This window comes from Candidatus Nitrosopumilus sp. (genome assembly GCF_028278985.1).
GTDB lineage: Archaea > Thermoproteota > Nitrososphaeria > Nitrososphaerales > Nitrosopumilaceae > Nitrosopumilus.
On the sequence record NZ_JANQTA010000022.1, the window covers coordinates 74,077 to 100,194 of the forward strand.

The following is a 26,118-nucleotide window of genomic DNA, read 5'->3' on the forward strand; positions in this document are numbered from 1 at the left end:
ATTCCTATCGACTAAACCTGCGTAGCCCCGCAGAACGAAAAAGGCAATCAGACGTAATGACGTTCTGACAAAGAGAGGAAATCTCTCAAAGTTCTGCAGTTAGGGGGTTGCGCCTTCCTTAATTTTCTAAAATATCTACCGTCACAGATCCCATCTCATTTCCATTTGGATTGATTGTGATTTTCACTTGACTTGATTCGGCTACCGAAAAGAATTCAACTCCATCATAACTCCATGTATAATATTCTGAAATACCAGTTTGTTGCAGTTCATTTTGTAGTTCAAAATTCTCATTAAATTCAAAATTATTTCCTATAATTGAAATTGAAAGAATCTCAGGACTGCTTCCGTTTGGTACAAATCTAAAGTAATAATCTCCTGCATCAATCATAAAAGACTCTGAATAAACTCCATTGACATAAAGTTCCGGGTCAGCCAATGTAGCATGAAAAATCACATCGTCTTTTTCTGATGGAGAATCAACAAATGAGATCCCTACAAAAATTCCTATAATTACCACAATTGGAATGATTATGATTTTTTTATTCATTTAGAAATCATTTGTTTTATGTTATAAAAATAAATTTTAATTTTCCCTAATTTTCTTTGTAACTAATTCTATCTGGTTTAATTGCTCTAAAACCCATCCATCATTAATCATATCCATTATTTCCTGCATCTTGAAGAGTTTTGGAACAGTCTTTCCTTCTTCAAAATCATATAGCATGATTACTCTGTTTTTCACATTTTCTGATTCTATTTTTTTATTCTGAGCAAAATTATGTGCAAAGTCATTTCTAATAATTCTGATTTCATTTAATTTTTGTTGAAGTTGGACTCTATTTTTTTCATCTATCTCCTTTTGAAATTGTGAATGACTTTTAATGATTCTAGATAACCAGACAATCTTTGTACCAAACGAAGCAGTACGATCTTCATCAAAGACAGTTTTTGCCCATAATGGAAAATCATCTTTGTCTCTCAAAAAGAAATCTGTGATAATTAGCGTAAGTGTGGAATCTAAAACTGAAACATAGCTTAGAAAATTTCCTCTGATTCTGTTTACCAAATTGACATACTCTTTGTCAGTTAACTCCTTTGATTCATCAGGCAGCTCAAAGCCAAAATTTTCACTCATAGATTCATGCCTAGAAAAATCCATTAAAAGATTTTGATATCTTTCCTAGAGCCTTTTTTGGTGTTCTTCAGGCTCGGTCAGGTTAGTCATTTTTTATGTACTGTGAACCAATCTTTACACCTGAAATTAAGTACATATTCTAAAAGAAAACTCGATGGCAAATCTACACAGCAAGTGGTCAAAACAACCACAGCCTGGAATTGGAGAGAAGATTAATGATACTCTAAAACCAAAAGGCGCCTTAAAACCACGAGTTCAAACAGCTATCAAAAAATTACAATTACAAATCAAAAAATTAGATTCAATGCTCACCAATCTCCAAGATCGTGATGCAAAGTTATTCCAAAGAATTGTCGAAGCCACTCAAAAACATGATACTCAAACAAGCAAAGTTCTAGGAAATGAACTTGCTGAAGTAAGAAAAGTTACCAAAATTCTGAGCAGCGCCAGAATTGCTTTAGAACAAATTGAATTAAGATTAACAACATGCAGTGATCTTGGCGACACTGTAGTTGCCATCATGCCAACAATGGGCTTGATGAAAAATCTCAAATCTTCATTAGGAAAGATAATGCCTGGAGCAGAACAAGAAATTGGCCAAATGGCAGAAATGCTAGGAGGCTTTATGACAGAAAGTTTCTCCGGAGATGCAGCATTTGGAGTTGATGAATCATCAAGTGCAGAATCTGAGGCAATTCTCAAAGAGGCAGCAGCAGTTGCAGAAAGTTCTGCTGGTCAGATGTTCCCATCAGTTCCAACATCTACACAAGAATCATCTACTACTGCAAAATTCCTTTAATTAGAAAATAATTATCTCTAAAGAGATTCTCTTGTTTCTTTAACCTGCTTTACCCTACTACCTTCATCATCGATTACTTTGTCGATGCTAGATAGTTTGTCCCTTAATGCATTAATGATAGAACCTACCTCATCGGCCTCATTTTCAACCTGTTTTCTCTTATTTGCTAGCTCTTGAATTCCCCTATTTTCCTCATCAATATACTCGCTGACTTTTTGTAATTTTTCTTTAAGATTTTTGATATCTACTGATTCATCCTCAATATCTTTTTCAAGTAATGTTCTCTTGTCTTTGAGATTCTTTATCATTAATCCTACATAGTCAATGGCTTCCTCTAACTTGGCACGTTTTCCCATCAACTCTCCAATACCAATCTCACTTTCAGTTTCAATTGTTGAAGTTGTTTCTACAGTTTCTGGTGTTTCCTCGTTCTCCATTTTCTCTTCTACCATTTCTCCACCTTCTTCCTCTTTTTTGAACTTATCAAACATTTTATGATTTTCTTTCCAAAATGGGAATAAAAAGTTATTATGAATCTCAAAGCTGACCTTGTGAATGATTTTTTGTCAATAAAGAAAAAGGTGATTATCTCACCGATACGGATTTTCTAAATTCTTGGATAGAATTTGATTTTTCTGAATTAATGGTTAATTCTCCAATATGTTCAAGTTTTATGGTTTGACCTGTCTCTACATTTTTCAAACCAGAATTTACTATGGAAATAGCATAGATGTTCTGATCTTCTGTTTCAACAAATTTCCCGGAAAATATGATTTTGTAATTTAGATTGCCTTCTGAGGCTATACCATGTAATTTTACATGGGAACCATTGGATTTTCCACTTAATTTTAGGTCAAATTGTCTTTCTTCTAGATTTAGCGTTCCATTTGAAGAAATTTTCCATAAATTATCCCCAATTTTTGATGCTTTTCCATCAAAAAGGACAATTCCTGATTGGTAAGCCTTGTAGTTGACATATGCCCATCCTGATGTCTCGCCATCAAAGGATAGCATTCTTTGCATATCCTTCTCATAAATATCATCAGGCAGACTGTACTGTCGGAGCTCTAGCTTTCCATTAACCACTTTTTCAGTCAGAATTGCCCTTAGAAGCCTCTCTTTTTGTTGACTTTGAGAATTTTCTTGTTCGTTTTTGGCCTGGAACATTTCAGTTTCACCAAATGAGTATGTTACAGATAGTGGTGAGAATCCAAGCATCAAAAGAATAGCAATTCCTCCAATAGTTCTGGGTTGGTATTTTACCATGTTTTTGAGAGTGAAAAATGATAGTTTAGGAACGGTCAGGAATCGTTCTGTTCCTTAAATACTAAAATTCTCCAATTTCCCCATTTTCAATCAATTTTTCTCAAAAAAATCATTTTGAAAAATTTTTTCTCAATTTTTGGATTTTTCTATGATTTTTTCAGGCATGAACTTTTTTGGTATTTTTCTCCCCGCATCATTTTTTTGCAAAATTTCCCGTTTTTTTGCTCTGAAACAGGTGTTCCGCTTTGCGTTCCGCTATGAAGTTTCAAAATGTCCCTCATTAAGCTAAGCAACGTATACTATTGCATGTCAAAACAACAATACAGGTCCGAAATGGGCATAATGGGTGATATCTTAGATGTAACCGCCGATGGTGGTCGCAATGGAGTCATTGTATCTGCAATCTCTCGCAAAGCCAACCTATCTCACTATGCAGTACTAGACAAATGTGAGAAACTGGTAGAAGCTGGCTTAGTCGAATCCGTCAAAAATGACCGAAATAGAGTCTTTTTGATAACTGAAAAAGGACTTCAGTTTTTCCAGGAGTTCAAGAGATTTCAGGGACTCGTGGAGAGCATGAATCTAAGGTATTGAGCATATGATTCCACAAATCGTACCAATGCATAGGAATGAATCTCTTCGAGATGATGGAATGCTTTTTGTAAGGACTGAGGGTATCCTCGATACAATGGTTAATGCACCACTTTTAGTAGTTGGTTTAATGGTTGTAGCTTTAACGGTACCTCTTCAGACCTCATTCGGATCAACTCGAAGTCTAGATCTTACTCTTTACTCTGATGGTTCAGCACACATTTCAGCTGAGATTGATGTGGATCCTCTTGAGCCAGATTTTGAGGTAGATCTTTTTGGACCATCAATTGATAACTTTGTTGCAGTTGGTGAGAATGGATTTTTGTTATCTAGTGAAATTATTGATGACAAAGTAACAATTGATACTTTTGGTTCTTCTTCTATTACAATTGATTATGATATTCACGATTTAATTTCTAAAGAGGGAAGAATTTGGACATTCTCCCTTGATTCTCCTTCTGATTATTCATTGTTAATGCCATCTAACTCTATTATTGTTGGAATGAATGCACTTCCAACCAATATGGATATTGAAAATGATCAAACTAAATTGGAATTGGGTTCTGGTCTTTCTGAAGTAAATTATATTTTCGGAACTAGCTCTCCACCAGTTACAAACCCACCAGTTACAAACCCTGAAGAACCATCAACTGATCTTCAGTATCTTGCAATTATTGGTGGTGGAGTGGCAGCAGCTGCTGCAGGTGGAGTACTTGTTATGAAAAGAAAACAAGGAAAATCTTCTCCAGTAATTCAAACAGAAACTGTATCTAAACCAAAACCAACTGGTGATGGTCTTGACACTGAAACAATTTTCAAAATGAGACCAGAAATGCGCGATGATGATAAAGAAATAGTGAAATTTATCTCTGAAAATGGAGGAGAAGTTTTTGAAAGTGATTTGAGAAAAAAATTCCTTCAACCAAGAACTACAATGTGGAGAGCTGTAAAACGACTAGAAAGACAGGGCGTGATTGAAATCACAAAGAAAGACTTGCAAAATCTTGTCAAATTGAAAAAAGAATTGGAGGAAGAAGAATGAAAACTATTACCACATTTGCATTACTCTTGCTTGTAGCCAGTATTGGTTTAGGTGGAATTACAAATTCCGCTTCAGCACAAGATGATCCAGCAATTTTGCTCAAACTAGCAAAACGTGCCCAAGATCAAATTTCCAATCAAATTTCTGAAAACTCTCCTGATAAAATCAAAAGAATGTTCAACCAAGGCGTCCATCATGTCGAATCTTTGGAAAAAGCAATTCGAGCAGATGATGTAGAATCTGCAAAAGAGCATTTCCTTTCAGCAATGAAAGTCTTTAAAGAAATTTCAAGAAATCTTTCAGCATCAGACTCTGTATCCCAAGCTGAATCAACTGCTGCAGCTACGGACGTAAGAAATCCAACAAGTGATCTAAAGAGATTATTTGCATATGTTGAAAGCCTCAAGAATATTGCAAAGAAACACGATGCAGCCATTGATTTTTCAACATTAGACAGATTATTCACTACTGCAATTCAACAAATTCGCTCAAACGAATACCAACTCGCATTTGAAACACTTCATGAGATAAAACAAGAAGTAATCGAAGTAAAAAAGGAATTACGTGATAAAGCTTCACAACAAGAATCTGAGCGAGCCAAACATTATGCCCAAAAATATCTTGAGCAACTTGATAGATTGATTGAACATGCCAAAAAACAAGGGGTTTCTGCTGAAATCATTGAAAAATTAGAAACTGCAAAAGAGAATCTCTCATCAGCTGATAATCCTGCTGAAATTGTAAAAGAAATAAGAAAAATCATGTCCATTAAGGATCAGTTTGAATTAACAAAAAATGATAGACTTGAATCTAGAGTTTTACAAGTTGAGAAAATTATTTCAAGATTAGCACAAGTTGATGGAGTAGATACAGATCTATTAGAGGACGCAAGAAGCACTCTTCAATCCATCAAGAACCTCTTGGCTGATGGAGAATTTGATGAGGCAAATCAGCAATTAAGAGATCTAGCAAATCAATTGAAAGAAATCAAAAATTCAACACGCTAGTTATCATAAACTTCATATACATTTTCTAAACAGCATTGAGCATGGCATCAAAATCAATTACTGTTGGTGTAGGAATTCCAATGATAGTAGTTGGTGCATTGATGGCATGGCTATGGGCTCCAGTTGAAGGAGTTTATCAGAACCAAGTTGAACTTGTAGGAAGTGCAATTGGAATTCTAGGAATTTTATTCTTTATTTCAGGTTTGGTCTATGCCAAAGAACCTGTGACGCATTAGAAAACTCATTGAATAAATAATGAACAAATTTACAATTATTGCTTGAAAATTAGATTATTTGAGATATTCACATCAGTTGAAGGTGAAGGAATTCTTTATGGAACAAAGACACTCTTTGTCAGACTAGCTGGATGTCCATTCACGTGTTTTTATTGTGATACAAAAGAATCACTCCCTCTTGATTCTGGAGATGAGTATTCCATAGAAGAAGCAACCAAACTAATTGATTCAAACTTACAACATCAGACTTACAAGGTAAATTTTACTGGAGGTGATCCATTAATTCAACATCAAGCAGTAGCAGAACTTGCAAAACATGTACAATCTAAAAAAATTCCCACTTACCTTGAATCTTCATGTTTTGATATTGATAGATTTAATCATGTTTTACCGTTTATTGATATTGTAAAAATTGAATTCAAAACACGTGATTCTGATTTTGTTGATTCACAACACTATGAAAAATTAATTGGACATGCAATCAAATGCCTAGAGTCTTCAGTAAAATCAAAAAAGACAACCTACATCAAAATTGTTGTAAGTTCCAAAACCAAAGTAGATGATTTCAAAGAATTAGTAAATCAAATTTTCAACTCTATATCAAAAGATGATATTGATGGATTTATCATTCAACCAACTTATGGAATTTCAGAACCTTCTCTAGAATTACTGCTAGAATTGTATGATGTAGTTTATCCAAATTATGTTGACGTTAAAGTAGTTCCTCAATTGCACAAGTTTATCGGTGCTCCATAGCTTAGCACCTGCGTAAAATTCTGATTAGGTTCAAATACAAGAAAAAATGTGTGTAATTATCATGGATGATGAAAGAGTCAAAAAACTTGTCCGGGAATTAATCATTGAAATTGGTGAGGACCCAACTCGTGAAGGACTGAAAGGAACTCCAGAACGTATTGCCAATATGTACAAAGAGATCTTTAGTGGCTACGATTCTGATTCAGAATTATCAGTTCAATTTTCTGAAGATTCTGATACTGTCATTGTACGTGATATTCAATACTATTCAATGTGTGAACATCATATGCTTCCATTCTATGGAAAAATTAGCATTGCTTATTCGCCTAATGGTAGAGTATTTGGAGTCTCAAAATTAGTTAGATTGGTAGAAAAACATTCTAAGCGATTACAGATCCAAGAACGCATTACAAAAAGTGTTGCTGATGAACTCTACAGTCAAGGTGTAAAAGGAGTTGCAGTTGTTGCAGAAGGAAATCATATGTGTATGCAGATGAGAGGTGTTAGGAATGATGCTAAAATGACCTCTAATGCATTTAGAGGAGTCTTTCAAAATGATGCTGCAAAGACTGCCATTCTTGCTATGATTAGGCGTACATCAGAACCTTCCTACTGATATCTGAAAAATTAAATACTGATTATATTTCAAAAAACTCATGCATGACGGTAAAAAAATTGCACATGTACCAAAAGAATCATGGCCAAGCTGGACTTGGTATGCAATTGAATTTGGAATCGTCCTTGCAGTATCAATGCTTGTTTCAAGAGAAATAACCAACTCAATTGTGGACTTAGCTCCTGATTTACAGAACTATGTCTTTATGGGAACAGTTGGATTGATCTTTTTGGCATGGTATATTGGAATTAGAGGATTTATTCTCAAAAAGAAAATTTTACGAAATAGTTACGAAAACTAGGAAAGATATTTTGTCTTATCATTGATGATTGCTTTTGCAAAAGCTTTTTTTCTGTTTTGACATGACTCACAACTTCCGCAATGGTATTTCTTATTAGCATAGCAACTCCATGTTTTGAAAATTGCATCTCCTAAATTTTTCATTCCAGCTTTTAGTAAATCACTTTTTGACAATCCTTGACGATATGGAGACCAAATCTCAATATTTTTTCTTAATCCTGATTTTATTCCATCAATTTCTCCTTGATTAAAAGCTGATTCTAATTTTCGTGCAAATGCCGGTCTGCAATCAGGATAGTGCGTGTCACCTGTATGGGCCCCATAAACCACTAGAGATGCATTAAGTGTATATGCCCAGGCTGATGCAATAGACAAAAAGACAGCATTTCTGATAGGAACTACAATGGAATAATCAAATGTACTTGGAATTTTCTTTTTAGAACTTGTAAGTACGTTTGAATCTCCATACAAATTTTTCATAAATCCAATATCGATAATTTTATGTTGTTTCAGGCCTAGTTTTTTTGCAAAGGTCTTTGCAGCAGCTACCTCATTGTTTGCTTTTTGACCATACGAGAATGTAATTCCATACAGCTCATACTTTGATTTTAAAAAAGAAACTGCGCAAATAGAATCTACTCCTCCACTAAAAACAACGACTGCCTTTTTCATATCAAATCATTTTTTCATGCTTATTGCACCTATACTAGGTTTGCAAATTACAGTTTGTGATTCTATTTTTGCAGATGCAAATCCTCTTGACATTGCTTTACTGATTTTTTTCAAATCTGATTTATTTGATGCAAATGCAATAACAGATGGACCGGCACCACTAATTGTTACTCCTATTGCCCCAGCTTTTAGGGCATTTTTTTTAACTTGATCAAAACCTGGAATCATGTGTTTTCTTGCAGGCTCTACAATAACATCCACGATTGATTTTCCTATTAGGGATGGGTCTTTAGTCATAAATCCTGCCACGATTGCTGAGGCATTTGATAAATTCAAAATACTATCTGATAATTTTATTTTCTTTGGAATTACTCCTCTTGATACTTTGGTTTTCTTTTTAGGAACATCCAAACTAGGAATAGCAACACACATTCGTAGATTTGTAGGAGGCTCAACTTTGATTACGTTTAGTGGATTTGTTTTAACTATTACAAAACCACCTAACACAGATGCTGCAACATTATCATAATGAATTGTTCCAGCACTAGCTTTTTCTCCCGAACCTGCAAACTCTACAAGTAAATTATTATCTAATTTCAAATTAAACAACTTGTCAAAAGCTACTGCAGCTGCAGCTGCAGATGCTGCACTACTACCCATTCCAAATCCCGCAGGAATTCCTTTTTTGATTTTAATTTCTACTCCATCTTTAATCTTAAATTTTTTTTTCATGTTTTTTACAACTAGTCCAGCAGTATTGCTATTGGGATTTTTTGGAAGCTTGTATTCTGTCACAATGGAGATTCCTGATTTTATTTTTGAAAGCGTAATTTCATCAAAAAATGCATCAATTGCAAGACCAAATACGTCAAATCCTGGACCTAAATTTGCAGTTGAGGTAGGTGCTTTGACTGTAACTTTGGCTGCCAACTAGTCTTCTACCTCCTCACCCAAGTTAAGAATTCTGCTTAGAGAACCTTCTAAATTGACTAGTCCTTCTCCAGTAACATTAGAAATTGGAATCAGACCTTGTGCAAATCCACTGAGATTTAATCCTCGTAAAATATTGGTTGTAAGTGTGTAGGTATCTCCATCTGCATCTTTAGCAATTGCATTTTCTAAAGAGTTCAAACTAGTAGACCATTGTAAAATATCTTTTAATTTATTTCCTATAAGATCAGTCTTTGTTACTGCATTAATTGTTGGCAAATTCAAACGTAGTCTAATTGAAGTAGCAAGCAATGCAATTGAAACAAAATTTACAGGAGTTGTAATTAATGCACCATCAAAAAGAAAAATATTTGTCTTTTCTTCAGATGCCAGATTTTCAACCAAGAAGCGTCCGCTGGAACGATATGCAAACAGTTCAATTTGCCCTGGTGTATCTACTATAAGATAATCTGGATTTACTCTATTAACTTCATTTTGAACATCATCAATTTTTGATGCGATCAAATCATTTGCCATAATTAATGCTCCATTTGGTCCGAGGTCATATTGTTTCATAATAGATACAATATCTACATAGTCTCTAACATCTACATCACAAGTATAAGGAAGATTTTCAACACCTGGATCCAAGTTTAGTACTGCAGTAAATGCTCCATTTTTTGTATAGTACTCGTAGAGTTTTGATGTAAGTAATGATTTTCCTGAACCCGCCGTTCCAGAAACAAAAATTGATTTCATCTCCTATTTTCCTTCATTTCTCATATTTCAAACTAGCTTGAAAACTTTCTTGGTATTTTCCAAAATGGAATTTGATATTGACAAAATATTCCAACTTATCTTTAACCATCAAATTCATACCTCTTTTGTGTTAGAAAATACGTTGGAAAAAGAAGATCAACTCAAAGATATGGTCTTAGAATTGCTCAAAAAAAGGGAATTATCTGATTTTGAATTATTAGATGCATTATTTTCTGATATCAAAAAAGAACTAGAAAATCAACGAATTTCCAATCTTTAGCTTGAATTTTGTGCCTAGAATCTATACAACATTTTTTGTGAATAATTATGGTGCTTAACTTTCATATTTGATTCATCAAAAAATTTAATCAAATGAACTGGAGATTAGTCGTAATTCCTGTAACATTAATTCCAATCTTCATAATTGCCATACAATTTGATATACAATTTGAAGATGTTTTGGCAATTGGATTGTTTCCATTTTTAGGTGCAGTTATCGCAATGATGATTAAACTAGGTCTTCAGGGAGTCAAATTTGCTTATATCACTAGACAGTATCTCGGACAATTTGATTCATTTTTGAAATTAACAGGAGTAAGAGTTGGTAGTGAATTTATCAAATTTACAACACCAATGTTTATTGGAGCAGAATTTATTGTAATTTACTATCTTCACAAAAAAGGAGTAAAACCTTCAAAATCAACATGGATTGCAATTATGGATATTGTAACTGAAGTGTTTGCAGGAGGTTTATTATCAATTATGGCTGGAATTATTGCTTTGCTTAATGGTGCATATGTTGTTGCAGGAGTCATTCTTGCTACTAGTATAACAATTACGTCATTGTGGATGATACTGTTCTTTTTATCATCAAAACACACATTTCAAGTTCCAAAAGTTTTGTCCGCTCTTGTACAAAAATTTGGAAAAGAAAAAGGAGCAAAATATATCGAGCAAACAAACTCCTGGATGGAAGAAGTTTGTACAATGAGTCGTGAAAATCTTAAAACTTCCGAATCAAAAAAAGTTTTTACAGTATCTTTCTTGTTTTCTCTTGCATCTTGGTCATTTTATGGAATTTCGTTTATGATAATTGCAATGGGTACTGGTTACATCGTAAATGCATTTGATTCTATTATGGCAGTAATGGGTGCAAACGCTATTGCCAATTTACCAATCACTGTTGGTGGTTCTGGACTTGCAGAATTTGGAATTGTTGCATATTTGAATAATTTAGATCCATTCAACTTTGACATTCCTGAAGGAACTGGAGCCTGGGATGCAGTAATTGGATGGAGAATTGCTACATATTATGTTCCAATTGCAATTACATGGTTACTATTAGTAAAACTGGCTTTAAGTAAAATCTCAAAACCCCAGGCATCATAGAAAGTACTTTATCTCTAAATAATTTTGTTATTTTGTGGATTTTAAAAATAAAACTGTTCTAATCACTGGTGCATCATCAGGAATTGGTAAAGTTACTGCAATCGAATTTGCAAAACTTGGAGCAAATATTGTTTTAGTTGCTAGAAGTAAAGAAAAATTAGAAAAAGTAGAAAATGAATTAAAAAAATTCAATGTTAAAACTTTGATTTGCATTTGTGATGTTTCAAATAAAGAAAATGTTATAGAAATGTCAAAAGCAGTTTTTGAAAAATTCAATTCTATTGATATTTTAGTAAATAATGCTGGTTTTGCAATTTATGATTCTGTTAAAGAACTTTCAATAGAAGATATAGAATCTCAAATGAAAACCAATTATTTTGGAATGATATATTGTGTGAAAACATTCTTGCCCATTATGCTAAATAGAAAATCAGGTCATATAGTCAATGTTGCTTCTTTAGCTGCTAGTTTTGGTCTTCCAGGTATTGCTTCGTATTGCGCCTCAAAATTTGCAATGTTGGGATTTTCAGAGGGACTTAAACATGAACTAAAAGATACTGGAGTAGGTATTACAGTAGTAAGCCCAATAATGGTTAGAACAGAATTTTTTGATCATCCTTCTTTTGAAAAAATGCCAAAGTACTCCCCCACTTCACTTGATCCAAAAACTGTTGCTAAGGCAATTCTTCGAGCATCTAATTCGTCAAGATTAGAAATAACTGTACCTTCTGTTTCTCGAATTGCCGTTTGGTTAAAACACACTTTTCCATTTTTTATTAACCCAATAATGGGAAAATCATTCAAAAATCAATTAGATTCTTCTAAAAAATAATTATTCTTCATCATCGTCATCTGCAGAATCTGAGCCTACATCTAACAATTCTAATGATTTTAATTCAAACTGGTATATTGCTTCCATTTCAATTTCTTTTTCTTTTGCTAAAAATTCTGAAACTTTTTTGCTTAATGGTGCTTTGTGTTGATCAAATACAAATTCATAAACTTCACCTTTTAGCAAATCATCTATCTTGATACCTTTAGGAACATCCATTGTAACAATATGTCTTCCATCTTCAACAGGATCATATAGTTGAGTATCAATTTTGTTGTCTTCATAATAAAATTCTAAAATGTATCCTGATTTTTTTAACTCTTCAGGCTTTTTGAATTTTGCATTTTGTATTTCATCAGAAACCCAGTCAGGAATCTCATCTTTCTTTTTTACCATAGTTTATCACTCTAGTTTTCAGCTTTTTCTTTTTTGCTTTTTGACCACCAATCTAGGTAATCATCATGTTTATCTTCTCTAGTCTTTTCCTTTTGATTTAATCTGAATCTAATATCTGAAATTTCTTCTCTAGTTGCATACAAACCACATGTTTTACAGATAAAATGTCGTCTATTTTTTTCATCCATCTTCATTGGTACATTAATTTCATCAAATAGTTTGAATAATTCTTGCTTGTCTCTATCTTCTTCTGCTACTTCAGCTTCATATTTTGCTTGAATTTTCTTTTTCTCTCTTGCTACACATTCTGGACAGTTAGGCACTGATGATTTGGCTTAATTTTTTCCATAAAAGCGTTCCCAAAATCCAAATTGATCGATATAATATCTGACACGCGGATTTTTTCATCATCCCTTGCGGTCCGTTCGCCCATCGAACATCCCGCGTGCCAGATGTGAGAAAATTGCAAAAATAATGTATTATCTCTTTTCTTCTAAAATCTCTGCAGAAATTTTTGCTGAATTTTCTGCTCCAGTAGGCATAAAATTTTTTGAAAAATCCCTCAAATTTCCCTCAAATTCTTCGTAATTTTCTTTAATTTTGGATATTGCCATAGTTACTTCCTTGGTTTTTGTTGCTAAAACTCCCAGGCTTTTTTCATCGGCCCATCTGATATTGTTTGTATGCTCATCATAAATTGGAATTCCTATGATTGGTTTTGATTTCCCACCCATTATCTCGCCCATTACAGTATGGGATCCATTTACAACAGCATATTTACATAAATTCAAAATTGTATCTTTTTCCTGTTCTGAAAGAAAACCAATATCAATTTGTATCCAATCAATTTTTCTCTCTAAAGCTTCTGATACAGAATATTTTTTTCCATCTATTCCGATTACAGAATCAATTGTGGGATCATTTCTTGCATGTGAAATGATTCTTTTTTCCTTTTTCATTTCATTTTGATGAAATACTTCTTCATATCTTTGTCCAGTACCATCATTTGTAGACTTGTTTCCTGTTCTCATCCAATACCCAAATTCATTATTCTGAATTAATTTCTCAAGATCTGATTCATTTTCTTTAGTAACCTTTTTTGAATTTGTAAAATGTCCAACATAAACTACTTTATCTTTCACTTCCTCAATGAAATTCAGATTATATTCACACATTGTATATGGAGGCGGTGAATCTGCAACCAAAATTTTTGATGCCTTTGCAATTTGTTTTGCAACAAAAATTAATGATGGATAAAGATATGATCTTGTGTTGTAGAGTTTTGGTCTGAATTGATTTGTAATAAATAAACTAGGGATATTTCGATTTTTTGCAAGAATATTTGAACCCATATCTCCATCATTTATGACAAGATCAAATTTTTCTTCATTGTAGAGCTTTCTTTCTTCTCTCAAGTAATTTGCAATTTGTCTGACCAATGGGGGATTTTTTGAAATTGGTAATAATAAATTCATTAAAGACATTGAAACACTTGGGCCAAATTTTCCATCAATTGGTGTAGGCATCAAAATTTCATGAATTTTCTCTTTTTCGTCTGGAAATTTTTTCAATAATTTTTCATAAACATGATCTTTACTTGAGAAATGTACTTCAAATTCTTCCTTAATATGATCTCTAAGTACATCATTAAGTCTCATCATTCTAGAATAATGACCACTTCCCCACGGGTAGATGAATTCTCCTATTTTGAGCACACTTTAGAACAAAATATGCGGTTTAAATTTTCAGTGATCTGTCTCTAAGGCGTCTAAAATATCATGAACATTATTTGGTCCAACTGTGACTGAGATGATTTTTTTTGTCTTTATAGAATCATCAATAATTTTTTTTGAGATTTGAGGGATTTTGTCTGTATTGATTCCAATTATCTTCTCTAATTTTTTAAAATTATTCTCAAAGCCTAGTTCTCTGGCACTTTGAAACAATTGCATGTCAATTCCTTCAAGTGGTAGGATTGGTAATTTTTTTACAGAAAAAATCTTCAATACAGAATTTTCTATAAATTCTGATGAAAAAATAAGTGGTGATAGTGATAACGAAATTCTAGATTCTCTTTGTTTTAGCAAAATCTCCAATATTGAATTTAAATAAATCAAATAATTTTTGTTTCCACTTGGATTAATTTTCAAATTAAAAAACTCAATATCGATTGTACTTTTAATTAATCTTGGAATAATTTGATTAATGTATTTTATAAGATTCATTAATTCAGTTTTTTGTCTGTAGCAAATAATTATTCTAGTATCATATCCTTGTTTGATTGTTTCATAACATGATATTGCTGAAATTTCATCAAAGACAGCACAAACAGTTTTTTTCTTTTGTTCTTCAAATGGAATTCCGCCATTACCTTCATCAATGAAAATACAAATGTATGCATTATTTTTTGTTAAATAAGTATACAGTAATTTGTCATATTTTCCATCAGTTCCAGGTTGAGCTCCAAGATTTGATTTTTGTTCAATAATATTTGATGTTACAGCAATTTCAATGTCTTTTGTTAAAAATCCAATCGATGTTCCTTCTACTTTAACTAGAAATTTTTCTCCTTTAAGTAATAGGTTCCCACCTATAGATGTAATCTCTGAATTTATTATCTTAAAATCATTTTTGACCTGTCTTGCAATTGCAGTTTTCTTAATCCCAAATAATAGATTGATTGCTGATGATACAAAAACAGGATCATTTGCATCAACTAATATAATATCTCCATCACGTTTTACAGATTTGAATTCTTGATTTTTTATTTTTAAAATTTTTTTGATATTTGAAATTAACTGAGGAATTTTATTTCTTGAAAATATTGTTGGAAAAACAATAACATATGCTGTTTCATTCATATTTTTTAATTTGAAATCTACTTGTTTATAATTTAGGATAAAGATTCGGGTAATCAATATAAAACAAGTACTATAACTGAAACTGTGACTAAATTTACACAAGAACAAGTTGATGATCTTAATTCAAAAATTAAGACTACTGAAGAAGCTCTTCAATGGGTATCAGACAATCTCCACCCAAAAGTTGCAAAAGCTTCAAGCTTTGGAGCAGAAGATGCAGTTGTCATGGATATTATGCTAAAAATCAATCCAAAATTTAGATTCTTTACTTTAGATACTGGTAGACTTCCTCAAGAGACTTATGATATAATGGATATTGTTAGAAAAAAATACAATGTAACAATTGAGGTATTATTCCCAGATTCACAAGAAGTTCAAAACATGGTGAATGAAAAAGGTTTGAATCTTTTCTACGATAGTGTTGAAAACAGAAAATTATGTTGTGAGATTAGAAAAGTGCATCCTATGAACAAAATGTTAGCAACATTAGATGGTTGGATAACTGGATTAAGGCGTGATCAAACAAAAATTCGTGAAAATGTATCAGTGTTCCAAATTGATAACGGGCATGGGGGAATTCTAAAAATTAATCCTATTATTGACTGGTCATGGGATCAAATTCAAGAATACATCAAAAAGAACAACTTACCTTACAATAGCCTACTTGACAAAGGATATCCAAGTATTGGATGTGAACCATGTACTAGACCCATTAAACCTGGAGAAGACCTTCGTGCAGGTAGATGGTGGTGGGAGCAAGGTGAGCACAAGGAGTGTGGCCTTCATATAGAGCGTAAAAGGACGGATTAGCATGTCAGAAAATAATTCAATTAAACCACATGGTGGAGTTTTAGTAAATAGACATTCTAAAGTTGATGCTTCTGGATTGTATTCAATTACAATTTCAGAAGATCTTGCAAATGATGTTGAAAATATCGCAGATGGAATTTTTAGTCCTTTAGAAGGATTTTTGGGAAAAAGTGATTTTGAAAGTGTAGTTTCTAAAGGAAGATTATCAAATGATTTAGCTTGGACAATCCCAATTGTTCTTGATGTTGATGAACAAACAGCTTCAAAAATGAAAGAATCTGTAGATGTTTTATTACAAACACCACAAGGTGTTGGAATTGCAGTTATTCATGTAGATGAAACATATACTTTTGATAAAGAAAAAACTGCTCAGGGAGTTTATGGAACAACTGATGCATCACATCCTGGTGTTGCAAAAACAATGGGCATGAAAGATTTTCTTGTTGGTGGAAAAATTGACTACATTCAGAGACCAGACGAGACTGAAATTAGAAAATATAGACAAACTCCAACACAAACAAGAGAAGCATTTGCACAAGCTGGATGGAAAACAATTTGTGCATTTCAAACCAGAAATCCTCCACATGTTGCTCATGAAATGTTACAAAAAACATCAATCACAACTAGAGATGGAGTTTTTGTAAATCCAATTATTGGAAAGAAAAAATCAGGAGATTTTGTTGATGAAGTAATTGTAAAATGTTATGAAACAATGATTAAACTATACTATCCAGAAAATAGATGTCGTTTAGGTACATTACATACTGAAATGAAATATGCAGGACCAAAAGAAGCCATTCATCATGCTATTATGAGACAAAACTATGGATGTACTCATATTATTATTGGAAGAGATCATGCAGGTGTTGGAAAATTCTATGATCCTTTTGCTGCACAAAAGATCTTTGATGATTATCCAGAACTTGAGATTTCACCAGTATTTTTCCCAGCCTTTTTCTATTGTAAAAGATGTCTTACATACACAACACCAAAGGCATGTCCATGTGGTGATGATGAAAAAGAGCAGATTAGTGGAACAAAGCTAAGAGAAATGATTCAAAATGGACAACCCCCATCAAAATATATTCTAAGACCTGAAGTTGCCAAAGTTATCTTAGATCATCCAAAACCCTTTGTTGATTAGATATTTATTCAATCAAATTGGTTTTAGCTTGTGAAGTACCTGTTTGCTGTAATTTTATTGGCAGGACTATCTATTACTCCAGCATTTGCTCAAGATCTAAAAAATCCTTCACTAATTATCAATAATATTGAAATTCCATCTGATGAATTTAACAGAATTCAACGCGATGCCCCTATTGTAAAATTGGATGAAGTTCATGCAGTAAGCTGGCAGGTAACAATTGATAATAATCTACTCTATGCAAATCCTAATGGAAATGCTGTTTTGAAATTATATGATGCTGAAACTCATGATGAATTCATTGAAGTAGGAATGGGTTCACATCCTGATAACAAATTTTGGGTTGCAGTTCAAACTCCAAAAGAAGGTTACATTGTGGTGCACAGGGATTTGGATCGTGGATGGTATCCTCAAGCAAAATCTATTGTATCATACACAGACCGTGCAGGATTAACTGTAAACAACGGTGCTAGAATTGTTGTAACTAACTTGGATATTGGAGTTTTTGCAATTGATGCATACTCTACTTATGGAATGGAAGGATCAACTGAGCCTCCAGCAGTAAATTCAGGCTCGATGCTTGTAGAATTTCTCTCAGGTGATCCTTCAAAGAATGTATTTGCATTGTTTCCATTCTTTGTAGCAGCTGGGATTGGTGCAATTGTTGGATTCTTGTTTATTACAAAAAAACGTACTTAGATTTTTGTAATTACATTTTCTGATTTTGTATCAATAGAAATTTTTTGACCATTTTCAAGTGATGAAAATTCTTCATCAGAAATTATAACTAATGGAATATTTGCTAGTGCACAACCAGTTGCCACAGTTAGATCGGCTTTTTTACAAATCATTGCTATTGGTGATGAATTGTTTGATTTTATAGAATAAATCGTGTATGCACCTACACTACTCCCAATCCCTGATGGAAATAATAAAATTGAATCTTTAATAGATTTTTCAAACAATTGATGATTTTTGTCACTAATTATTCCAGTTTTTTTATCAACTGTACCCAAAAAATTAATTGGCATTTCTGTTTTTAGAATACTTCCCTTTACATTTCCATTAACAAGAATTTTCTTCATAATGTTTCATCTTCTATAATCTGTGATAATGATTTTAGATTTACATCTACTCCATTAGAATTCTTCAAGTAAAATGCACCCTTAATGCTATTTGTTGTAACTGCATCTACATTGTCTTTGTTGATTAGTGGTGTTAAACATGTACAACAATCTGCAAGAATTTCACAACCTGCTCTTTCTAATTCATTTATGTATCCAATTTTTTTTGCTTGTTCTTTTACCGTTCTTGGAGTAAAAATCATACATCGTTTTTGAAAAGATCTACCCTTTAGTTTTTTAGTCAAGTCTGAAATTTCTTCTAGTCCTAATTGAGGACTACCAAGAGTAATGATATCTCCTTTTTCTGCAGTATTCAATTCATCATGAACATTTTGAACTTCTTTTTCATCAAAATCTATCTTTTCTACACCTGGTTGACCCTCTCCAAATAGAAATTTTGCACAAGTTCCCGAAGTCCCCATTCCTCCACACATTGCTTTACACTGACGAGTATCCATTTCACCTAACCCTGAAATTCTTACTGAAGTATCTCCAACTTTTCCAGCAAAAAATCCCAACATTCCATATGTTAGCTCGTTTGGATCTTTTACTTTCATTTGTATTGTGAGATTTGGTGAATCTTCTTTTCTTAATGATGAATATGGACTTTTTCCTGTAATTGCACTTGCAAGTGCACTAAAAGCACTTTCTTTGTTTGTTTTTAAATTGTCATATGAATTTGCATGAATTGCTGCATTACTTTCTGCAAATGCTACTTGAGTATCTTTCTTTGGAATATCAAATATCTCATATGGAATACATGAAAATGACGGTGTAACTCCCATGGTTTCATAAGATTTTCTAATTGAGAGTTGTTTGGAAATAAAATTTTCATCTAGTCCATAATTTGAAACATTATCAGCATCAAAACCCATTGGGTTCAAAGTTGTTTTTACTTTGACTCTAGCATCTTTACTAATACTAGATAGAAATTCTTCCCCAGCATCACCAATGGTGTTGTAATTTACTCCGGACAAATGTGTCCATTCAATTGGAATTAATTTTTCTGCATCAGTAGCTTCACCAGTAGCAACTAAAATCCTGTATGCCATCTCCATAATCTCACCATGTTCTCCTTTTAGTGCAGATTCTTCTTCTCTTGTTAATTCCACTGAGCAAGTTACTTGGTACAGATATAATACTTGTACGTAGATAATCATGTCATAATGCAAAAAATTCTTCGTGGAATGATGAATACAATGAATTCAGTAAAACCTCCTAGGATGACTGCACTAAGAGAACTTCATGAAGCTGAAACTGGAGGTCCCTTTAGTATTCTAATTGGGACAATATTGTCAGCTAGAACTAAAGATGAGAGTACAACCAAGGTTGTAAAAGTTCTATTTTCAAAATACAAGAACGCAAAAGCACTGGCTAATGCAAAAATCAAGGATGTGGAGAAAATCATCAAGCCAATCGGATTCTATCATGTAAAATCCAGAAGAATTATTGAGGTAGCCAAGATTATTGACTCAAAATACAAGGGAATCGTGCCTGAAGACTTGGAAACTTTGGTAAAATTACCAGGAGTTGGAAGAAAAACTGCAAATTGTGTTTTGGTCTATGCATTTGAGAAACCTGCAATTCCAGTTGATATTCATGTTCATAGAATTTCTAATCGGCTAGGTTTAGTTGAAACAAAAACTCCTGAAGACACTGAACAAGCATTAATGGAAAAAATCCCTAAAAAATTTTGGATTGATATTAATGATACATTTGTAATGTATGGTCAAAATATCTGTAAACCAATATCACCAATGTGTAATGTATGTAAAATTAAAAAAAATTGCAAGTATTATGAAGAAAAAACTTTGAAAAAATAAAATAAAAAGAGACTAGAAAGATTTTTTAAAAAATATCTATTCTATCTACTGTACGGTAATAGTCCACTTTACTGAAAGGCTGTCGCCGTTAGTAACTGTGATACCATCTTCGTTGTTTAGATCTTGGATTGCAAATGCATCAGCAGTTCCAATGTTACTACATATATTTTGGTCACCGCCTTTTGCAGCTTGTGTTGAAGCAGCGTTAAAGATTCCTGATTGCATTACATCTGTAGCATTGTTAACATCAAATGTAAATGGATCTGAAAGCTCTAGGGTTACAACTGTATTTCCACTACTTTCTGCAAATGTTGGGTCTACTAGTCTTCTAGACATTTCACCACCGTGTGTTGGGTTTGGTGAAGTACCTCCACTTATTGCACAACCGTTACTTGCACTTCCACCAGCTTCTAATGCTTCTAATGATTCAGCAGGAGTACCAACAGATGAGAAGTTTCCGATTGAAATGTATTGGAACTCAGCAGTACCAACAGTACATGTTCCTCCAGTGACAGAGTCAGCGGAGTCAAATATTGCTAGTGCTGCACAGTTTAATCCATCTTCAACTACAACATTATCGCCTTGAATGTATTGCTTAATTGCACCGCTTTCATCTAGTACGTTATATTCTACGTGACCTATCATCCCAAATTCTTCTTGGGTTTGTGGTACTGCAGATACCATAAAAGATGTTGCAGATTGGCCATTAAGAGCAACTGCTCCCATAGCTATTGCAAAAATGCCAGCAAACAATCCGATCGTATTGAGTCTGTTCATTAATGATCCAATATCATTGTGTATTATAGGTAGCTTGGCAAAAAATGCCTAACTAATGGATCCATTTTGGTATTATTCAGTTCCCTTCGAGGCCCAAATTTTCATTCAAGTCTACAGTCAACTCTCTACCTTGCTTAGGCTCATCAGATGATGGAGAAGATTCATTGATAGTATCAAGATTTGGGGTATTTTCCGGAGTTTGGAGAATTGAATAGCCTGAAACACCAATTACAATAATTGCAAATATAATTATCCCAATAGTGATTCCATTATTCATAAGATTAACCAGATTTTGTTCTCTATAAACATGATGTAACAAAAGATTAATTTTGTTAATACTGTTTTTACAAATTGTGAAAATGAAAATAATAATTTTATTTCCTGCATTGATATTTCTAATACCATTTGTTACAGCTAATGCTGATTCAGAACAAATCTTAATTACAAAATCATTGGCAATGAAAGATATTATTTTTGATGGAAAATGGACAAATCTAAACGAATGGAAGCAATCAAGCCATAATCATATTTCATATGATAATGAAATGAATTTTCACTTACGAACTGCACATCAAGATGGATTTTTTTATGTATTTATTGATACAATAGGAGATAAAACATTAGATAAAAATTCTGATAGAGCAACTGTTTGTATAGATGGAAAAAATGAAAAAAATTTAATTGCTGATCAAAATGATTATTGTTTTTCAGTCGCATTTGGACAAAAGCAAGGAAGAATCTTTCAAGGCGATTCAATAATAAAATTAAATGGTAATTTTCAAAGAATTCATAACATTGAAAATTTTATTGCATTAAGCAATGTTTCTGATGAAAATGATCGTTACTCTAAAACTCCTCACTCAAGTTATGAATTTAAAATCCCACTAGATTTGTTAGAACGTTCAGACAATTATGGATTCTATGTTTCTGTTTATGATTCTAGTATCAACGCTTACTATTCTTGGCCAACAGAAATTCATAGGGAATACAATGCTATTCCATCTCCAAAGAGCTGGGGTAACCTAATTTCACCTGACAAATCAATGGCAAATTGAGATTTTTTGAATCTATTTTTGGAATAGGTTTTAGGTTTGATTCAGCTATCAAAATCTAGTTAAGAAAAGATTAGCTAGGCATAAAATTTGTTATAAATTAATATTAATTTGATTTAGGCATTGAATTTAGTAGATATGAAAGCCAATTCTCCTCAAGTATCAATTATTGTTCCTACCTATAATGAGTCTCAAAATATCGTAAATATTCTAAAATCAATTAGAGATAATATCCCATCTGGAATTTATGCTGAAACCATTGTGGTTGATGATAATTCACCTGATGGAACAGGAAAAATTGTTGAAGATTATATCTCAAACATCAAAAAAATTGCAGAAAATACTATTGATGTGATTCATAGAAAAGCAAAGAACGGTCTCTCTTCAGCAATTTTAAATGGAATTCAAAATGCTAAAGGAGAAATGATTGTTGTTATGGATTCTGATTTTTCTCACCCTCCTCAAATAATCCCAAAAATGATTGATGCATTAAAGCAATACCAATGTGATCTTGTAGTTGGTTCTAGATATATCACTGGAGGAAATATTCAAGGTTGGACTGCAAAAAGAAAATTAATTAGCAGAGTTGCAACTTTGATTGCAAAAAAAGGATTAAATGTAAAAACTAAAGATCCAATGTCTGGATTTTTTGCATTTAAAAAAAATATTATTAAAGAGTTGAATTTTGATGCACTTGGTTACAAATTTCTTTTAGAACTATTAGTTAAAACTAAAGAAATCAATGTTAAAGAAATTCCATATACATTTGAAGATAGAAAATTTGGTTCAAGTAAACTTGATAGCTCTACTATGATTGAATATTTACGTGCAGTTTGGAAACTCTACAAAAATGAAAAAATAAAAACATCTAATGAAAAACGTTCATCAGTTAGATTCCTTTCAAAAGCAGCACGTTTCTTTACTGTAGGAGCATCTGGTTTTGGAGTAAATTATCTTGTATCAATGTTATTTTCATCGGGATTAACTGACTTTTGGTATGTCCATGCAAATATTTTTGGTATTATTGCATCAATTTCTACAAACTTTTTCCTAAACAAAGTTTGGACATTTGAAGATAGGGACTTTTCACGTCGAAAAACACTTTCTCAATACGGAAAATTCGGTTTATTCAGTTCCTTAGGTGCAATTGTTCAACTAGCAATGGTCTTTTGGTTAGTTGATTCACATAATGTCTCGTATCCATTTGCCTTAATCTTGGCAATTGCAACTGCTGCATTTAGTAATTTCATTTTGAACAAAAAATTGACGTTCAAAGAAAAACTTTGGAATTAGAGTCATATCAGAGCATGAATTAATTTTCCCATTTTTGGGAATTTCCTAATTCCGTATTTTTCATAAGTTACATTTACATAATTTTATATGAAATTCCTCATTCTACAAGTTGTTGGGTAGCAGAAGAGTATTCTTATTGTTAGTATTGTTTACTATCTCAGTTTCATTGTTTTCATTAAATGATGTTTTTGCAGAGAAACTAATTGTTGGATCTGCTGATGAAGAACCTACTCAGTTTTCTGGTTTAGATAAAACAACAGGAAATGAAATTCAACTTTATAGTTCATCTTATGACGGATTTGTAAATGGATTAGATTTTTCTTTAGATGGAAAATTAATTGGAGCTGCATTTGATGCTCCACCAGGTGATCCTGTTATTTTTAGAGTTTCTCTTCTAACTGATAGTGGTAATCCATTTACAATTTTGTCTGCTATTCCAGGTTTTGAAAATTTTAAAGGATGTAATGATATTTCCACTTCATCTAATGGAATAATTTATTGTAGTATGAAAAATGAATTCACTCAATCTGTTGATTTACATCAAATTGATATTGAATTAGGACAAATAATATCCACTTGGGATACTCAAATTACTTTTTCAGAGGGAAATGGAATTGCTATTGATGATCAAGATACAATCTTTTTTGGAAATCAGAATGGACTCTTTACATTAGATCCTAATTCAAATTCTGCAACTCAAGTCAGAGTTGGAAATACAATTCCTCAAGGATTTGAGAAATGTAAAGCAGAAGGAATGGATTTTGATGTTGAAGGATTCTTGTATACTGCATTCAAATGTACTTTTCCAAGCTCTGATGATGGAGAATCTTTCTTAGGAAAAACTGATCCTCAGACTTTTGAAATTTTATCAATGGAACCAATTACTAGAAATCCTAGCCTTTCTAACCTTGATGAAAATATGAGAACCGGAGCAATAGTTTTCACCAATAAAGAAATTGATTTTCTAGTTGATTCATCATATGGTAAAGTCAATAGTGGATTTGATTCTATATCCGTACAACAAGATACCATAAATGGTGAACCTGCTTCAAGAATTTCAACCCAGGCAAATTCTGAAATAATGATTTGTGATGATACTACTATCCCTATTGACTTTGGTGATGAATTAACTATAAAATGTGATGATACAATTATCGCGTTAATTTCTGGAGGTGTTACTCCAACTTTTCAAACTTTAGATGGTCAAATAATTACTGCTGACCTGGTTACAGGTGATCTTGTAATATTTGACTCTGAAAAATTTGCTTTATCAAATGTTGGTCCTAATACCATTGTTGCTACAGTAAATGGTATTGATTATAGTATTCCTCCTGGCAAAACATTACTTGAATCATCTTCTGAATCAGTACTTCTTTATTCTAAATTTATTGGAAAACACGATGATCAACATTGGAAAACATATGGCTACTTTACTGTAGGTGATGAAAAGTTTAGAAAGGTTCTTGGAACTGGAACATTTGAGATTGTTGAAACTGAGCCAGAACCTGAGCCAGAACCTGAAGATTCTGTTCAAGAATTAAAATTAGAAATTATAGATCAACTAAACGAAAAAATTAATGATGCTCAATCTAAAAATACCAAAAAACAATTAGATAAAGCCATCAAGCATATTGATAATAGTCTAAAATCAAAGTATTGGCTAGATAGAAATACATTAGATCCTAATGATGGTCACAAATCAATTGATGAAGAAGAAAAAGCTGTAAAAGATTTAATGAAAATCACTTCAAAAGATAAAGAATCAAGTTCATTTATTGAAATGATTCAACATGAAATTGATTCTATTGTTAGAATTGATAGAAACTTCGCACAAACAGCAATAGACGTGGCATCAGAATCTGTAGATGATAGAAAATCCCAAAAAGCACTTGACAAGGCATTAAAAGAACTTGAAAATGGAGATCAAGACGTAGCTGATGGTAAATTTGACAAAGGAATTAATCATTATGAAAAAGCATGGAAGCATGCTCAAAAATCACTAATGTCTGACAAAAGTCATGATGATGACGATGATGATGGAAACTATGAAAGAGACGACGATGACGATGATAATACAAAACACACCAAGCATGATAAACTTCAAACTTGTCGAATGATTACAGGTGAAGGTGTTTTTGACTTTAGAAATTCAAATAAACTAAATGTAGAATTTTCTGGTGATGTATGCCCTCAAAAACATCATAGTTCAGGTGATCTTGTGTTGACTATTACTGGAGGAGAAGGAGACTTTGCTGATGCAACTGGTGATGGAGATGTTTCGTTAGTTATTGGCAAGAAATACTTTGCAGGAAAACTTGTTGCACAAATTGGTGGTGATGCTGATCTGATAGTTACTGATTGTGAAGAATGTATTCCACAACCAAATCCACCACAATTAATCATCGGAAAAACTACCAACTTAGATGACACCTTTGACTTTACTGTAACTGGCCCAACTACAACACCAGTTTCAATCACTACTAATGCAGGTACAGGTACATCTAG

At 32.7% G+C, this 26,118-nt stretch carries 33 protein-coding genes; 18 read left to right on the plus strand and 15 right to left on the minus strand.

What is annotated here, in order from left to right:
- Positions 1-118: 118 nt before the first annotated feature.
- Both Q0941_RS07955 and Q0941_RS07960 read right to left on the minus strand, forming a co-directional pair.
- Positions 119-550, minus strand: a complete 432-nt coding sequence (locus Q0941_RS07955) for a hypothetical protein (RefSeq protein ID WP_299292783.1) — start codon at positions 548-550, stop codon at positions 119-121.
- A 36-nt stretch (positions 551-586) separates the two neighbouring features.
- Complete coding sequence (locus tag Q0941_RS07960; protein WP_299292785.1) at positions 587-1,138, minus strand: hypothetical protein; 552 nt, start codon at positions 1,136-1,138, stop codon at positions 587-589.
- 154 nt (positions 1,139-1,292) lie between these two features.
- Between Q0941_RS07960 and Q0941_RS07965 the strand changes: the two genes are divergently transcribed.
- Positions 1,293-1,937: a hypothetical protein gene (locus tag Q0941_RS07965; protein ID WP_299292787.1), complete on the plus strand. Its 645-nt coding sequence runs from the start codon at positions 1,293-1,295 to the stop codon at positions 1,935-1,937.
- A 17-nt stretch (positions 1,938-1,954) separates the two neighbouring features.
- On the opposite strand, the gene Q0941_RS07970 is transcribed toward Q0941_RS07965, so the two are convergent.
- Together Q0941_RS07970 and Q0941_RS07975 are read right to left on the minus strand one after the other, a co-directional pair.
- Positions 1,955-2,428: a transcriptional regulator gene (locus tag Q0941_RS07970; RefSeq protein WP_299292789.1), complete on the minus strand. Its 474-nt coding sequence runs from the start codon at positions 2,426-2,428 to the stop codon at positions 1,955-1,957.
- Positions 2,429-2,522: 94 nt separating this feature from the next.
- Positions 2,523-3,203 (minus strand): hypothetical protein, encoded by a 681-nt coding sequence (locus Q0941_RS07975; protein ID WP_299292791.1) that lies wholly within the window; start codon positions 3,201-3,203, stop codon positions 2,523-2,525.
- Positions 3,204-3,509: 306 nt separating this feature from the next.
- Between Q0941_RS07975 and Q0941_RS07980 the strand changes: the two genes are divergently transcribed.
- The 7 genes from Q0941_RS07980 (at position 3,510) to Q0941_RS08010 (ending at position 7,752) form a co-directional block, all read left to right on the plus strand.
- A complete protein-coding gene (locus tag Q0941_RS07980; protein WP_297594131.1) occupies positions 3,510-3,797 on the plus strand; it encodes a winged helix-turn-helix domain-containing protein in 288 nt (95 codons plus the stop codon).
- 4 nt (positions 3,798-3,801) lie between these two features.
- Positions 3,802-4,836, plus strand: a complete 1,035-nt coding sequence (locus Q0941_RS07985; RefSeq protein WP_299292793.1) for a MarR family transcriptional regulator — start codon at positions 3,802-3,804, stop codon at positions 4,834-4,836.
- On the plus strand, positions 4,833-5,843 hold the full coding sequence (locus tag Q0941_RS07990; protein ID WP_299292795.1) for a hypothetical protein: 1,011 nt from the start codon (positions 4,833-4,835) through the stop codon (positions 5,841-5,843). Before Q0941_RS07985 ends, Q0941_RS07990 begins: the two co-directional genes overlap by 4 nt.
- Before the next feature lie 41 nt (positions 5,844-5,884).
- Entirely contained in the window at positions 5,885-6,079 is a 195-nt protein-coding gene (locus Q0941_RS07995) for a hypothetical protein (RefSeq protein ID WP_299292797.1), read from the plus strand.
- A gap of 42 nt (positions 6,080-6,121) precedes the next feature.
- Positions 6,122-6,835, plus strand: coding sequence for a 7-carboxy-7-deazaguanine synthase QueE (locus Q0941_RS08000; protein ID WP_299292799.1), 714 nt, complete (start codon positions 6,122-6,124; stop codon positions 6,833-6,835).
- A gap of 61 nt (positions 6,836-6,896) precedes the next feature.
- On the plus strand, positions 6,897-7,451 hold the full coding sequence (folE, locus tag Q0941_RS08005; RefSeq protein WP_299292800.1) for a GTP cyclohydrolase I FolE: 555 nt from the start codon (positions 6,897-6,899) through the stop codon (positions 7,449-7,451).
- Between the two features lie 40 nt (positions 7,452-7,491).
- Positions 7,492-7,752, plus strand: a complete 261-nt coding sequence (locus Q0941_RS08010) for a hypothetical protein (protein ID WP_299292801.1) — start codon at positions 7,492-7,494, stop codon at positions 7,750-7,752.
- Here the strand turns inward: Q0941_RS08010 and Q0941_RS08015 are convergent.
- From Q0941_RS08015 to Q0941_RS08025, 3 genes are read right to left on the minus strand one after another with little or no spacing between them, the layout of a single operon-like run.
- Positions 7,749-8,423 carry a 7-cyano-7-deazaguanine synthase gene (locus tag Q0941_RS08015; RefSeq protein WP_299292803.1) on the minus strand — a complete coding sequence of 225 codons (675 nt, stop codon included), beginning with the start codon at positions 8,421-8,423 and terminating at the stop codon, positions 7,749-7,751. The genes Q0941_RS08010 and Q0941_RS08015 overlap by 4 nt on opposite strands.
- Positions 8,424-8,429: 6 nt before the next feature.
- On the minus strand, positions 8,430-9,353 hold the full coding sequence (locus tag Q0941_RS08020) for a homoserine kinase (RefSeq protein ID WP_299292805.1): 924 nt from the start codon (positions 9,351-9,353) through the stop codon (positions 8,430-8,432).
- Positions 9,354-10,112 (minus strand): ATP/GTP-binding protein, encoded by a 759-nt coding sequence (locus tag Q0941_RS08025; protein WP_299292807.1) that lies wholly within the window; start codon positions 10,110-10,112, stop codon positions 9,354-9,356.
- A gap of 142 nt (positions 10,113-10,254) precedes the next feature.
- Here Q0941_RS08025 and Q0941_RS08030 point away from each other — a divergent pair, with 142 nt between their 5' ends.
- From Q0941_RS08030 to Q0941_RS08040, 3 genes are all read left to right on the plus strand, one after another.
- Positions 10,255-10,392, plus strand: a complete 138-nt coding sequence (locus tag Q0941_RS08030) for a hypothetical protein (protein WP_299292809.1) — start codon at positions 10,255-10,257, stop codon at positions 10,390-10,392.
- A gap of 92 nt (positions 10,393-10,484) precedes the next feature.
- Complete coding sequence (locus Q0941_RS08035) at positions 10,485-11,501, plus strand: lysylphosphatidylglycerol synthase transmembrane domain-containing protein (protein WP_299292811.1); 1,017 nt, start codon at positions 10,485-10,487, stop codon at positions 11,499-11,501.
- Between the two features lie 34 nt (positions 11,502-11,535).
- Positions 11,536-12,333: an SDR family oxidoreductase gene (locus Q0941_RS08040; protein WP_299292813.1), complete on the plus strand. Its 798-nt coding sequence runs from the start codon at positions 11,536-11,538 to the stop codon at positions 12,331-12,333.
- Here the strand turns inward: Q0941_RS08040 and Q0941_RS08045 are convergent, their stop codons facing one another.
- From Q0941_RS08045 to Q0941_RS08060, 4 genes are all read right to left on the minus strand, one after another.
- Positions 12,334-12,729, minus strand: a complete 396-nt coding sequence (locus Q0941_RS08045; RefSeq protein WP_299292815.1) for a hypothetical protein — start codon at positions 12,727-12,729, stop codon at positions 12,334-12,336. It lies immediately after the preceding gene.
- Positions 12,730-12,740: 11 nt separating this feature from the next.
- Complete coding sequence (locus Q0941_RS08050) at positions 12,741-13,052, minus strand: hypothetical protein (protein WP_299292817.1); 312 nt, start codon at positions 13,050-13,052, stop codon at positions 12,741-12,743.
- A 156-nt stretch (positions 13,053-13,208) separates the two neighbouring features.
- A complete protein-coding gene (locus Q0941_RS08055; RefSeq protein ID WP_299292818.1) occupies positions 13,209-14,444 on the minus strand; it encodes a glycosyltransferase in 1,236 nt (411 codons plus the stop codon).
- Between the two features lie 30 nt (positions 14,445-14,474).
- A complete protein-coding gene (locus tag Q0941_RS08060; RefSeq protein ID WP_299292820.1) occupies positions 14,475-15,590 on the minus strand; it encodes a thiamine biosynthesis protein in 1,116 nt (371 codons plus the stop codon).
- An 84-nt stretch (positions 15,591-15,674) separates the two neighbouring features.
- Between Q0941_RS08060 and Q0941_RS08065 the strand changes: the two genes are divergently transcribed.
- From Q0941_RS08065 to Q0941_RS08075, 3 genes are read left to right on the plus strand one after another with little or no spacing between them, the layout of a single operon-like run.
- Positions 15,675-16,400: a phosphoadenylyl-sulfate reductase gene (locus Q0941_RS08065; protein ID WP_299292822.1), complete on the plus strand. Its 726-nt coding sequence runs from the start codon at positions 15,675-15,677 to the stop codon at positions 16,398-16,400.
- A gap of 1 nt (position 16,401) precedes the next feature.
- Complete coding sequence (gene sat / locus Q0941_RS08070) at positions 16,402-17,544, plus strand: sulfate adenylyltransferase (RefSeq protein ID WP_299292824.1); 1,143 nt, start codon at positions 16,402-16,404, stop codon at positions 17,542-17,544.
- Between the two features lie 30 nt (positions 17,545-17,574).
- Positions 17,575-18,243 (plus strand): hypothetical protein, encoded by a 669-nt coding sequence (locus Q0941_RS08075; RefSeq protein ID WP_299292826.1) that lies wholly within the window; start codon positions 17,575-17,577, stop codon positions 18,241-18,243.
- Here Q0941_RS08075 and Q0941_RS08080 read toward each other — a convergent pair.
- Both Q0941_RS08080 and Q0941_RS08085 read right to left on the minus strand, forming a co-directional pair.
- Positions 18,240-18,629 carry a DUF126 domain-containing protein gene (locus Q0941_RS08080; RefSeq protein ID WP_299292828.1) on the minus strand — a complete coding sequence of 130 codons (390 nt, stop codon included), beginning with the start codon at positions 18,627-18,629 and terminating at the stop codon, positions 18,240-18,242. The genes Q0941_RS08075 and Q0941_RS08080 overlap by 4 nt on opposite strands.
- Positions 18,626-19,780 carry an aconitase X catalytic domain-containing protein gene (locus tag Q0941_RS08085; RefSeq protein ID WP_299292830.1) on the minus strand — a complete coding sequence of 385 codons (1,155 nt, stop codon included), beginning with the start codon at positions 19,778-19,780 and terminating at the stop codon, positions 18,626-18,628. The genes Q0941_RS08080 and Q0941_RS08085 overlap by 4 nt, the downstream gene beginning before the upstream one ends.
- Before the next feature lie 54 nt (positions 19,781-19,834).
- On the opposite strand from Q0941_RS08085, the gene nth reads away from it, so the two are divergent.
- Entirely contained in the window at positions 19,835-20,491 is a 657-nt protein-coding gene (gene nth, locus Q0941_RS08090) for an endonuclease III (protein WP_299292832.1), read from the plus strand.
- A 45-nt stretch (positions 20,492-20,536) separates the two neighbouring features.
- Here the strand turns inward: nth and Q0941_RS08095 are convergent, their stop codons facing one another.
- Positions 20,537-21,268, minus strand: coding sequence for a hypothetical protein (locus Q0941_RS08095; RefSeq protein WP_299292834.1), 732 nt, complete (start codon positions 21,266-21,268; stop codon positions 20,537-20,539).
- Between the two features lie 76 nt (positions 21,269-21,344).
- Positions 21,345-21,545 (minus strand): hypothetical protein, encoded by a 201-nt coding sequence (locus tag Q0941_RS08100; protein WP_299292836.1) that lies wholly within the window; start codon positions 21,543-21,545, stop codon positions 21,345-21,347.
- 82 nt (positions 21,546-21,627) lie between these two features.
- Between Q0941_RS08100 and Q0941_RS08105 the strand changes: the two genes are divergently transcribed.
- The 3 genes from Q0941_RS08105 to Q0941_RS08115 all read left to right on the plus strand — a co-directional run.
- Entirely contained in the window at positions 21,628-22,323 is a 696-nt protein-coding gene (locus tag Q0941_RS08105; RefSeq protein ID WP_299292837.1) for a hypothetical protein, read from the plus strand.
- Between the two features lie 135 nt (positions 22,324-22,458).
- Positions 22,459-23,613: a glycosyltransferase family 2 protein gene (locus Q0941_RS08110; RefSeq protein WP_299292839.1), complete on the plus strand. Its 1,155-nt coding sequence runs from the start codon at positions 22,459-22,461 to the stop codon at positions 23,611-23,613.
- A gap of 112 nt (positions 23,614-23,725) precedes the next feature.
- The coding region (locus Q0941_RS08115; protein WP_299292841.1) for a hypothetical protein at positions 23,726-26,118 on the plus strand (2,393 nt) is incomplete at its 3' end.